Annotated in this window: 11 protein-coding genes and 1 tRNA gene; 2 read left to right on the plus strand and 10 right to left on the minus strand. The window is 34.5% G+C overall.

Annotated features, from left to right (window positions below; all coding sequences use genetic code 11):
* Window positions 1–128: 128 nt before the first annotated feature.
* Both A9G44_RS02875 and tgt read right to left on the minus strand, forming a co-directional pair.
* Window positions 129–205: transfer RNA gene (locus A9G44_RS02875), tRNA-Pro, on the minus strand.
* A 72-nt stretch (window positions 206–277) separates the two neighbouring features.
* Window positions 278–1,414, minus strand: a complete 1,137-nt coding sequence (gene tgt, locus A9G44_RS02880; RefSeq protein WP_065589872.1) for a tRNA guanosine(34) transglycosylase Tgt — start codon at window positions 1,412–1,414, stop codon at window positions 278–280.
* 137 nt (window positions 1,415–1,551) lie between these two features.
* Here tgt and A9G44_RS02885 point away from each other — a divergent pair, with 137 nt between their 5' ends.
* Window positions 1,552–2,226: a M48 family metalloprotease gene (locus tag A9G44_RS02885; RefSeq protein WP_065609151.1), complete on the plus strand. Its 675-nt coding sequence runs from the start codon at window positions 1,552–1,554 to the stop codon at window positions 2,224–2,226.
* A gap of 80 nt (window positions 2,227–2,306) precedes the next feature.
* On the opposite strand, the gene queA is transcribed toward A9G44_RS02885, so the two are convergent.
* Window positions 2,307–3,347 (minus strand): tRNA preQ1(34) S-adenosylmethionine ribosyltransferase-isomerase QueA, encoded by a 1,041-nt coding sequence (queA, locus tag A9G44_RS02890; RefSeq protein WP_065609152.1) that lies wholly within the window; start codon window positions 3,345–3,347, stop codon window positions 2,307–2,309.
* A 152-nt stretch (window positions 3,348–3,499) separates the two neighbouring features.
* On the opposite strand from queA, the gene A9G44_RS02895 reads away from it, so the two are divergent.
* On the plus strand, window positions 3,500–4,258 hold the full coding sequence (locus tag A9G44_RS02895; protein WP_034914078.1) for a M48 family metallopeptidase: 759 nt from the start codon (window positions 3,500–3,502) through the stop codon (window positions 4,256–4,258).
* Between the two features lie 142 nt (window positions 4,259–4,400).
* Here the strand turns inward: A9G44_RS02895 and A9G44_RS02900 are convergent, their stop codons facing one another.
* The 7 genes from A9G44_RS02900 to A9G44_RS02930 all read right to left on the minus strand — a co-directional run bounded on the left by A9G44_RS02900 (window position 4,401) and on the right by A9G44_RS02930 (window position 12,196).
* Window positions 4,401–4,853 (minus strand): hypothetical protein, encoded by a 453-nt coding sequence (locus A9G44_RS02900; RefSeq protein ID WP_065609153.1) that lies wholly within the window; start codon window positions 4,851–4,853, stop codon window positions 4,401–4,403.
* Window positions 4,854–4,914: 61 nt separating this feature from the next.
* Complete coding sequence (gene ribD / locus A9G44_RS02905; protein ID WP_065609154.1) at window positions 4,915–6,045, minus strand: bifunctional diaminohydroxyphosphoribosylaminopyrimidine deaminase/5-amino-6-(5-phosphoribosylamino)uracil reductase RibD; 1,131 nt, start codon at window positions 6,043–6,045, stop codon at window positions 4,915–4,917.
* A gap of 8 nt (window positions 6,046–6,053) precedes the next feature.
* Window positions 6,054–6,506 carry a transcriptional regulator NrdR gene (nrdR, locus tag A9G44_RS02910; RefSeq protein WP_034914085.1) on the minus strand — a complete coding sequence of 151 codons (453 nt, stop codon included), beginning with the start codon at window positions 6,504–6,506 and terminating at the stop codon, window positions 6,054–6,056.
* 218 nt (window positions 6,507–6,724) lie between these two features.
* The gene (thrC, locus tag A9G44_RS02915) at window positions 6,725–8,014 is read right to left on the minus strand and encodes a threonine synthase (protein ID WP_065609155.1); all 1,290 of its coding nucleotides are present in this window, start codon (window positions 8,012–8,014) and stop codon (window positions 6,725–6,727) included.
* Window positions 8,015–8,124: 110 nt separating this feature from the next.
* Entirely contained in the window at window positions 8,125–9,063 is a 939-nt protein-coding gene (gene thrB / locus A9G44_RS02920; RefSeq protein ID WP_065609156.1) for a homoserine kinase, read from the minus strand.
* Window positions 9,064–11,520 carry a bifunctional aspartate kinase/homoserine dehydrogenase I gene (thrA, locus tag A9G44_RS02925; protein WP_065609157.1) on the minus strand — a complete coding sequence of 819 codons (2,457 nt, stop codon included), beginning with the start codon at window positions 11,518–11,520 and terminating at the stop codon, window positions 9,064–9,066.
* A 346-nt stretch (window positions 11,521–11,866) separates the two neighbouring features.
* Window positions 11,867–12,196, minus strand: coding sequence for a hypothetical protein (locus tag A9G44_RS02930; protein ID WP_034914101.1), 330 nt, complete (start codon window positions 12,194–12,196; stop codon window positions 11,867–11,869).
* Between the last annotated feature and the right edge of the window lie 61 nt (window positions 12,197–12,257).

Here is a 12,257-nt window from a genome sequence, read left to right on the forward strand (position 1 = left end):
CTGCTAAAATATAAAAAATAACTTATTTTATAATAAGTTAGCTTTAATTTTTTATTTTTATTAAATAATGTAATTATGTTATTTTTTAAGGTATTAATGATGTTAAAAAAGGGTTTTGAAAGGAAAAATGGTCGGCGAGAGAGGATTCGAACCTCCGACCCACTGGTCCCAAACCAGTTGCGCTACCAAGCTGCGCTACTCGCCGTTGGAAGCGCATAATACTGCGCTTCCTAAAAAGTGTCAATACCTACGATAAAAATTTATATCTGCTATGTCCTTATTTCGATAAAGGTGCTGGTGTTTTACCAATTCGTTGATAAAATTCAATGACAAAATTTTCGTAACGTTTATTCGCAACAGCTTCACGAATTTCAGCCATTAAACGTTGATAATAACGTAAATTGTGGATGGTATTTAGTCGTGCACCTAAAATCTCACCACACTTATCTAAATGATGAAGATATGATTTAGTATAATTTTTGCAAGTATAACAATCACAATGAGGATCAAGCGGAGTAGTGTCGTCTTTATATTTTGCATTACGAATTTTAATCACACCATTTGTGACAAATAAGTGACCATTACGTGCATTACGGGTTGGCATAACACAGTCAAACATATCAATACCTCGACGTACACCTTCAACTAAATCTTCAGGTTTACCCACGCCCATTAGGTAACGAGGTTTATCGGCTGGTAATTGTGGGCAAGTACCCTCCAAAATGCGATGCATATCAGCTTTAGGCTCTCCAACAGCTAATCCACCAACAGCATAGCCATCAAAGCCTATTTCGGTCAATCCTTTAATTGAGATATCACGTAATTCTTGATGTATTCCGCCTTGCACAATACCAAAGAGTGCATTTTTGTTGCCTAATTCATCAAAACGCTTTCGGCTACGTTTAGCCCAACGTAAAGACATTTCCATTGATTTTTTGACATAATCCCAATCAGCAGGAAACGGGGCGCATTCATCAAAAATCATCACAATATCAGAACCAAGATCATATTGAATTTCCATTGAAACCTCAGGTGATAAGAAAATCGAATCACCATTAATCGGATTACGGAAATAGACACCTTCCTCTTTGATTTTGCGGATATCACCTAAACTAAAGACTTGAAACCCTCCCGAATCGGTCAAAATTGGACCATGCCACTGCATAAAATCATGTAAATCACCATGTTTTCGCATGATTTCTTGTCCAGGCCTTAACCATAAATGGAATGTGTTGCCTAGTAATATTTGAGCTCCAGTTGCAGTAACCTCTTCAGGGGTCATACCTTTTACCGTGCCATAAGTACCAACAGGCATAAATGCTGGTGTTTCAACGGTATATTCAACTCCACGACGATCGAATTTCATACGTCCTCGACGAGCAAGCCCATCGGTATTGTCTAGTTCAAATTTCATTTTTTTGTTAACCTCTTGCGACCAAATAAACAGTTTGGCGCGAATTATTGTTATAATACGTCACCGTATCATTAATTTTCGGTGTTAGTTTATCGTGCTAGGCATCAATAAACAATATTTGAAAGGATTTAAGACATTTGAAGCATATTAATTTATTTTTAATATTATGTTTTTCAATTAGTTTATTAGTTGGTTGTCAAAACTTCAATAATGAAGTTGCGCTAATTATTACATCAGACAAAATTAAACATTTATCTGAACAAGACATCGAGGCTATTGGAGCACAAGCGTGTGCTGACTCAGATAAGCGATCTGTTATTGCTAATGAAAGTAGTTGGCTTACCCAAAAACTTGAAAAACTAACTCAAACGTTGCCTAAAAAGATTAATGATATTGAAGTAAATTACAAAGTTTATTTAAATACTGATCCTAATGCATGGGCAACAGCTAATGGTTGTATTCGCATAAACAGTGGGTTAATAAAATTATTAAACGATAATGAATTACAGGCAGTTTTAGCTCATGAACAAGCTCATATTGCGCTTAAGCATGCTATAAAATCATTTAAACTAGCCCCTTATGTTGGGATAACTAATAAAGAGGTAGTAGTTCTTATTAAAGAAGAGATTGCTCAACAATATGAGTTTGAAGCCGATCATTATGCCTTAGAATTATTAATGAGCAGTAATATTAACCCTATCGGGCTTGTAACTATGTTAAAAAAAATGCCGATTCATTCAGAAACAAAAACATCGCATCCATCAAATACAAAACGTATTGATCGTATTTTAGATAAATTAGGCAATAAATAAGTATTTATATAGATAAGCTTAATATTGCCAATAAAGTTTGAACCTAGCTAAATTACATTGGCTATTTATTTGATATTTTTTTAATATTTATTACTTTTCGCTGTAATAAACATAGCATCACCATAACTAAAAAATCGATAGTTTTCTTTAACAGCATGTTGGTAAGCTTTCATGGTGTTTTCGTAACCAGCAAAGGCAGAAACAAGCATAATCAAAGTTGATTCAGGTAAATGAAAATTAGTTATGAGTGAATCAATGACCTTAAATTGATACCCCGGATAAATAAAAATTTGGGTATCGGCAAAAAAAGGGGCTATTTTTCCTGTTTTTTGTGCTGCACTTTCTAAAGCTCGAACAGAAGTTGTTCCCACAGCGATAACTTTTTTGTTTCGTGCTTTACATGCTAACACCGCTTCCACAACAGTTTCTGGCACTTCAGCATATTCAGAGTGCATAATATGGGTTTCAATGTTTTCAACCCTAACTGGTTGGAATGTTCCTGCTCCAACATGTAGAGTGACAAATGCCATTTCAACGCCTTTCTGTTTTAGTTTTTCTAATAAAGGTTTATCGAAATGAAGACCCGCCGTGGGCGCAGCAACAGCTCCTGGTACTTTACTATACACTGTTTGATAAACTTCACGATCTTGTTCATTATCTGGGCGATCAATATATGGCGGTAATGGAATATGACCTATCTTATTTAAAACACTAAGCACATCGTCAGGAAATTGCAATTCAAATAAAGCATCGTGGCGTGTTAGCATGGTAACCTTAATAGGGTCATTTTCACCTAATATTAGTTCAGCACCTGCTTTGGGTGATTTTGAAGCTCTAATATGCGCTAGGGCTCGGTTATTATCTAATATTCTTTCAATTAATATTTCAATTTTTCCACCTGAAGCTTTTTTTCCATATAAGCGAGCAGGAATAACTTTAGTATTGTTGAAAATAAGTAAATCACCCGGATTGATTTTATCGATAATATCAGTAAATACATTATCTTCAACTTTACCTGTATGGCTATCAAGAGATAAAAGTCGGCATGCACTTCTGTTTTTTGAAGGATGTTTGGCAATTAGCTCTTTAGGAAGATAAAAATCAAAATCGGATAGTTGCATAATCGTGTTCCTCAAAAATGAGGCATTAGTCTAAAGCCCTGATATTGTCTAATCAAGCAATTATTTGTTGATTATTATAAAAGTTACGTTAAAATTTCAATTGTCTAAAGAAATTAGGCATTTGACATTTATATTAATATAAGGAAAAGAGTATGAATAAACATCAAAAAACATTGTTAGTTGCACTACCTTTAGTTGCTGCAATGTCACTCGCTGGTTGTAAAAATATGAGCGCAGATGACTTAACTAGTCTTGGCATGAAAAGTTTGCAAGCTGCTACTCTAAGTGATAATGATGTTAAAGCATTAAGTCAACAATCATGCGCTGAAATGGATGCTCAATCAAAAATTGCTCCAGCAAAAAGCGCTTATACTAAACGATTAAATAAAATCGCTAAAACACTTGGTAATAATCTAAACGGAACACCAATTAACTATAAAGTATACATTACAAAAGATGTCAACGCATGGGCAATGGCTAATGGTTGTGTTCGTGTATATAGTGGTTTAATGGATATGATGACTGATAACGAAATTCAAGGTGTTTTAGGTCACGAATTAGGTCACGTAGCTTTAGGTCATAGTAAAAAAGCAATACAAGTTGCTTATGCAACTGAAATAGCACGTGATGCAGCAGCTGCTTCTGGTAATGCAAAAATTGCTTCTTTATCAAAATCTAGCTTAGGTGCGTTAGCATCAGCAGTGATTAATTCTCAATTTTCACAAAAACAAGAACAAGATGCGGATAACTATTCTTTCGATTTCTTAGTTAAGAAAAAAATTAATCCAGTAGGTCTTGCAACTGCATTTGATAAATTAGGTGGCGGTGACGCTTCAATCTTAAGTAGCCATCCATCTTCAACAGATCGTGCTAACAATATTCGTAAAAAAATCGCTGAACTTAAAAAATAAGCACAGTAATTTTTAATCAAAAGCGCTATTAATGGCGCTTTTTTTATTTGTTACCAATAAAATAAAATTAGATAAGTTAAGTGTAACCATCCCTTAAATAGTTAAATGGTAGTAATGTTTTAAATAAAATTTGAAGACGAAGCTAAGATTTAAAAGTTTCAAGGAGATTATTGATAATACATTGATTGTTAACCATTTCAAATGAAACCAAAATTCCTTCCAAATTAATACCTAGAGTAATCAAAATGTTATCAAAAACATAATAATAACGCATGTGATCTTCATATATATAATCTTTAAATCTATAATTATGATTAAACTGATTGGTTAACTCAAACGGTTGACCAATTTTAAAGTCAAAACCAAGAAAATCTAAAATTTGATTTGCTTTATCACATAAGAAAGTGTTGTCTATAACTTCATCAATTGATAATGCCTCAACATTATCCGAAATATAAAAAAAGAGAATTTGATAACCACAGACTTTTCCTATTCCTGAAATATCAGCATAACCGAAGTCTTCGATAATACGATACTCATCTAAATTAAAAAAAAGATCGATATCAAGTGTGGCGAATCTTGTTATTTGATACATACTGGCTAACTTACTATTAAATTTTTAGTTTTGAATGTTACTGAAAAAAGTTATTAACCCTTTACAAAGTTGCAAGTAATTTTCTTTTTAAAATAATTCGAAGATCATCGCCCACCATAGCAATCGATTCAAATTGAAATTGTGGTGCTAATGAAAGCTTTTGCAGATTTGGCAATATACACATATCTAACGCATTATGACCAAGTAATTTTGGTGCATAATAAATAATTAATTCATCCACTAAATCTTGTTCTATTAGAGCTCCAGCCAGATGAGCACCAGCTTCAACCCAAACCGAATTTATTTGTTTTTCGGCTAATAATGCAAACAATTTAGATAAATCTATTTGTTTACAACTAGATGATTCTATAATTAATTTGGTATTTTGTTTTGCAATAAGGTTATCTTTTTTTCGTACTACCCATGTTTCACCTGGCTGATTGAAAATATTTTCAGTTCCTATTAGCTGATCTTGACTGTCAATAATTACACGAATAGGTTGCCGGATTTTTTCTGGTAGGTAGATTTTTTTTATTTCATCAGGTAATTCGTTATATCTAACTGTTAAACTTGCATTATCAGCTTGCACAGTCGCACGAGTACTTAAAATACAGCTTGCTTGAGCTCGGAACTGTTGCACATCTTCTCTTGCCTTATTTGATGTTATCCATTTGCTTTCACCAGATGCCATGGCTATTTTACCATCTAATGAGGCGGCTAGTTTAAGTTGAACATAAGGCAAACCTGTTCGCATGAGTTTTAAAAAGCTTTTATTAATAGCTTCTGCTTGCTCAGTTAAAACGCCAATGGTGACATCTATTCCTGCTTCTTTTAAGCGTTTAATACCATTACCTGCAACATTAGGGTTAGGATCTTGCATCGCAATTACTACACGAATGATACCAGCTTTAATAAGCGCATCAGCACAAGGAGGTGTTCGACCAAAATGACTACAAGGCTCTAATGTCACATAAGCAGTTGCGCCGATTGCACCAGCACCAGCCATTTTTAGTGCATGAACTTCGGCATGAGCCTCACCAGCTTTTTGGTGATAACCTTTGCCAATTATTTGATCATCTTTAACAATGACACAGCCAACATTAGGATTTGGTGTTGTTGTAAAACGACCAAGCTTAGCCAAATCAATGGCTTGTTGCATATAGAAGTGATCTTTGTTGCAAATTGTAGTCATATTGTTGATTATTTTTGTTGTAACTTAGCAATTTCATTACTAAATTGTTCGATATCATCAAAACTAAAATAAACCGAAGCAAAACGAATATAAGCAATTTTATCTAGATTTTTAAGTTCTTCAATCACATAGTCACCAATTAATTTTGCTGGGACTTCACGTTCACCTGTTGCTCTTAGTTTGGATTTTATACGTGTAATCGCATCTTCAATGGCATCAAAACTCACTGGACGTTTTTCAAGAGCCCTTTTCATACCATTGCGTAATTTATCTTCATTGAATGGTTCGCGAACTTTATTGCTTTTAATGACATTAGGCATAATTAATTCAGCAACTTCAAATGTAGTAAATCTTTCATTACATTCAACACATTGCCGTCTACGACGGACTTGAAATCCTTCACCAATAAGACGTGAATCAATCACCTTTGTATCATCTGCATTACAAAAAGGACAGTGCATAAATGTATCCTTATGGCAACAAAATAATCATTACAATATCTGAAAATTTTGATTTAAACAAGGGTCTAATTGTTATGACGTTAATCATTATACTAGAAAAATAGGTATGGTTTATTCACCTTAAATGTTAGTTTTATCATTGATAGTATTAAAATATATGATGATGAAGATTCACCAAACATTCAAAAATTAGCCACCTATTTGGTGGCATAAAAAACTTACCAATTTAATTTAATGAGAAAATCTCTTAATTTAGCAAAATCATCAGGCATACAATGAGAAAGCAATGTCATATCAGCTCGCTCTGCTAACTCTTTAGGCAATGGAACTGATTTACCTAAAATATCTTCAACCACTTCTTTAAATTTAGCAGGATGTGCCGTACCTAAAAATAGTCCATATTCACCCTCTTGTAACTGATCACGCAGTGCTCGATAAGCAATTGCACCATGAGGTTCAGATAAGTAACCTTTTTGATCAAGTTCACAAACAGTTTGCTTAGCAACTTCATCCGAAACAGTAGCATGACCGAGTGATTTAAGAGCCCATCCCTCACGCTTATAAATCTCTTCGATACGTGGCCAGTTATTTGGTTGGCTTACATCCATTGCATTCGATAATGTTGCAATGGTTGTGTGAGGTTCCCATTTACCGGTTTCTAAATAACGAGGTACTGTATCATTGGCATTCGTTGCGGCAATAAAGCGTTTAATAGGTAATCCCATTGTTTTCGCAAGTAGACCTGCTGTTAAGTCACCAAAATTGCCACTCGGCACAGAAATAACCAGCTGTTCACGTTGGGTTGATGTGAGTTGTGCAAAAGCTTCAAAATAGTAACAGATTTGTGCTAATAATCGGCTAATATTAATTGAGTTAGCGGAGTTTAAACCTATTGTTTTTTTCAAATCTTCATCATCAAATGCTTTTTTTACTAAGGCTTGACACGCATCAAAGTCACTTTGAATAGCAATTGTATGTATATTATCACCTAAAGTACAAAATAACTTTTCTTGTAATGGACTAATTTTACCTTCTGGGTATAAAATCACGACGCGAATATTTGGTAAATGATAAAACGCATGAGCAACAGCTGCACCAGTATCGCCAGAAGTAGCAGTCAAAATAGTAATTTTTTTGTCAGCAGCAACTTGCACTAAAGCTTGCGCCATAAAGCGTCCACCAAAATCTTTAAATGCTAATGTTGGTCCATGATATAGTTCTAATGAACCAATATCTGCTTCCACAGAAGTTACTGGAGCAGGGAATTGAAATGCATTTTTAACAAGTCTATGCATATCATCACTGCTAATCTCATCACCAATAAAAGCAGATAAGATCTTGGCACTTCGTGTAATGAAATCAAGTTTTAATAACGACTCAATTTCGGATGATGAAAATTTAGGTAATTGTTGAGGAAAGAATAAACCTTGTCCTCTTCCTAATCCTTGTTGAACTGCTTGTGCAAAGCTAACTTGCTGGGAATGATCTTTTAAGTTATATAATTTCATAATATTTTCCGGTTATCTTTATGCTGTAATATTTCACTCTTCGTAATATCAACTTGTTCAATAATAATTGGCATCTTTGTTATATTTAACTCTACTTTTTATAGTAAACATTAAATAACTCTTGTTCCTTGAGTATCAATTTTACAAATATGAGTAAAACCTTCATCATTTTGCAAATAATATTTTTTAAGTAATAATTCAATTTGCTGAGCTGTTTCAAGTTTATCTGCAATCACAAACATTGTTGGCCCTGAACCTGAAATACCCGATGACAAAGCACCAAGTTGCTTAACCCGTTTTTGAGTTTCATCAAAATTAGGTAATAATTGTTTACGATAAGGCTCAGCAATATTATCAAAAAGCATTGTGGCAGCTAGCTTAGGTTGTTTGGTATAACAAGCATGCAAAAATCCCCCCACATAGCGACCATGTGCTACACAATCAGACCTTTGATATTGAGCAGGTAAAATTGCACGTGCTTCAGCCGTTGATACCTTTATACCTGGATAAGCCATCACCCAATACCAATCATCAAAATGCGGAATCGACTCACTAATAATACCCATCTCATTAAGAATAAGTTGCATCCCACCTAAATAGCATGGCGCAACATTATCATAATGCACACTGCCCGAAATACGACCTTCAAGTTCTCCCATCATGGATAACATTTCAAATTCATTAAAAGGTTTATCAAAAAACTCATTTAATGCAACCAATGCACCAACTACTGAGCACGCACTTGAACCTAAACCAGAGCCAATTGGCATATTTTTTTCAAGAGTCATACTAACAGGTAAAGTTTTACCCATTGCTTGACAAAATCGCTGCCAACATTGAAATACAATATTACATTTTGGATCACGTGGTAGCTTTTTGACAAATTGACCTTTGCTAGTAAGGGAAAATTCGTTAGCAGATTTAACTGTAATACAGTCGCCAAGCATAGCACCACTAATCGGGCTAATTGCTGCGCCCAATATATCAAAACCAACACTAATATTAGCCATTGATGCAGGCGCATAAACAGTTAAAGATTTATGACTCATTTAACCTCCAATTTTACCTGATGTTGTACGTAAAATATCAGCAAAAACACCTGCTGCAGTAACATCATTACCAGCACCATAACCACGTAATACAAGAGGAATAGGTTGATAATAACGAGTATAAAAAGCTAAGGCATTTTCGCCATTTTTGACTTTATAAAGAGGATCTTCGCTATCGACAGCTTCAATTCTAACACTGCATTGATGGTTTTCTATGCTACCCACATAACGTAGAACTTTACCTTCTTTTGCTGCTTGTTCAGATTTTGCTTTAAACTGTGCATCTAACTGCGGTAATTTAGCCATGAAATCATCAATGCTACCTTGTGCATATTCAAGAGGTAATACGGACTCGACATTGATTTGATCCAATTCTAATTGTAAACCTGATTCTCTAGCTAAAATAAGTAACTTTCTAGCTACATCGGTTCCAGATAGATCGTCTCGAGGATCAGGTTCAGTAAAACCTTTCTCTTTAGCCAATTTAGTTGCTTCAGACAGTGACATGCCTTCATCAAGTTTACCAAATATAAAAGAAAGCGATCCAGATAGAATTCCCGAAAACTTGATTAACTCATCACCTGCATTAAGTAGATTTTGAAGATTTTCAATTACCGGTAACCCTGCCCCTACATTGGTATCATATTGGAATTTACGCTTACTTTTTGCAGCTTCTTGGCGTAAGCGTAAATAGTAGGCCATTGAGCTGGTATTTGCTTTTTTATTTGGTGTAACGACATGAAAGCCATTAGCTAAAAAATCAGCGTATTTGTCAGACACTTCGCTACTAGAAGTACAATCAACGAGAATCGGATTAAGTAGTCGATTAGACTCAGCAAACTCAATAATACTATCCAATGAATATTTAGTATCACTCTGTTTGATTTGATCACGCCAATTACTAAGATTAATACCGTCTCTATTGGTTATGCTGTGTTTAGAATTAAACAAACCACATACTCGCAAATCAATCTGTTTGTTTTTAAGCCATTTCTGTTGACGTCCGATTTGGTCGACAAGCGCACCACCAACCCCACCAACACCAATAACAAAGACATCAAGCATTTTATCAGTACCAAATAACATCTGATGCGCAACACGAACGCCCATTACAGCAACATCATTATCAACTACAACTGAAATTGAGCGTTCAGATGAACCTTGTGCTATAGCAACAATATTAATATTAGCTCTGGCTAATGCTGTAAAGAAATTAGCTGATAAACCACGTAAGGTACGCATGCCATCACCTACTACAGAGATAATAGCAAGCCTTTCAATCACCTCGATCGGTTCAAGTAATCCATCTTTTAATTCTAAGAAAAATTCATCACTTAAAGCTTCTTCTGCACGATAAAGTTCTGTTTGTGGCACACAAAAACTAATGCTGTATTCAGATGATGATTGAGTAATAAGTACAACTGAAATGCCAGCATAAGACATCGCAGAAAAAACACGTGCCGACATACCAACCATACCTTTTAATCCAGGACCTGAAACATTAATCATTGCCATGTTATTTAAATTGGTAATACCTTTCACAGGTGTGGTTGAGTCAACAATATTAGCACCAATTAATGTGCCTGGCGCATCAGGATTATTTGTATTTTTGATTAAACAAGGAATCTGAAATTGGGCAATAGGTAAAATAGTTCTTGGATGAAGCACTTTTGCTCCAAAATATGAAAGTTCCATCGCCTCTTGATAAGACATTGTTTTTAGTAATTTGGCATCTGGTACAATACGGGGATCACAAGTATAAACTCCATCAACATCGGTCCATATTTCACAGCTATTTGCTCTTAAACAAGCTGCTAATACGGCTGCAGAATAATCAGAACCATTTCGTCCAAGCACAACTAATTCACCTTTTTCATTACCGGCAGTAAAACCAGGCATTAGAATAAAATTGTCTTGTGGAATGTGCATTTCAGCAATTCGATGAGTTGATTCAGGTATATCAACAGTCGATTCTAAATAATCACCTTCTGCAATAAGCATAGCAACAGGATCTATTACCGTGATCGTATGGCCTCTTGCTTTGAGAAGTTCTTGCATAATAGCAATTGATAGCTTTTCTCCACGACAAATAATTGATGCATTGATACTATCAGGACATTGACCGAGTAAACGGATACCCTCAAGTAATTGCTTAACATGATTTAATTCATTAAGAGCAAAATGCTTCATCTCTTCATAAGCAAAATTAGGTTGAGCTTTTGCAAGACCTGCTAATAGATCTGCAAATATCTTTTCAGCATCATAAATGTTACTTTTGATATCTTGCCCAGCAACCGTTTTTTCAACCATGGCTACTAAATGGTTGGTAATTTTAGCAGGTGCCGATAAAACTGTAGCGGTTTGCTCTTGTTTAGCATTATTTTCAATAATTTCTGCAACTCGCAAAAAGCGTTCTGCGTTAGCAACAGATGTTCCTCCAAATTTTAAAACTTTCATATCACACCTTACTTATTATCTTAGTTTATGCCCATTACTATCTATAATTACAGTTTTTAGAACTTATTTATAGGTATCAAAAATCTTGTAGTCTTATCATGCTAATTCTATTTTTAATTTTTTGCACAGGTTAACTACTTTATTTCCATGCAAAATAAAAACCCGCCTTTAGGGGGCGGGTTTTTTAATATTTATTGAAAAAATCAACCCGCCCTAGATCGCATAATAGTACCTAAGGTGCTAATAATTCCTGTCATACTAACTAAAATTATCATGATTTTCCCTAAAAAATATTTAATTAAACTAAAAACAAAACAGCCCAACATTTTCATGTCAGGCTGTAATTTTAAAAAACCTTTTTGCTATTTTCGTATTCATTAACAACTTTATTCAATGCTTGATATATGCACTTTTCATCTTGTTTTTTTAATGCTTCATCTAAAATATTAAGATACGATAACATTAGCTTTTGATTATCTTCGGCAAATTGCGGCGATACTTCTTGATCTTCATATAACATAACATATGTACGAGCAAATCCAAAAATCAGAAAATAAACCGATGCATTTTTTGGATCTTCTTGAATTAGTGCTCTCATTGCCTTTCTTAGCTTTACATAACTATCAGTACCAGGCAAACTTGTCGCAAATGTTTTCGTTACTTCAGAAAATGTCATTGCCATAAACCTCAATCAAAATCACAAGAAGAAAGAATAACAACCCATTAGCATAAGTGCA

Origin of the sequence: Gilliamella sp. Occ4-3 (assembly GCF_001690675.1) — a bacterium.
Classification (GTDB): domain Bacteria; phylum Pseudomonadota; class Gammaproteobacteria; order Enterobacterales; family Orbaceae; genus Gilliamella; species Gilliamella bombi.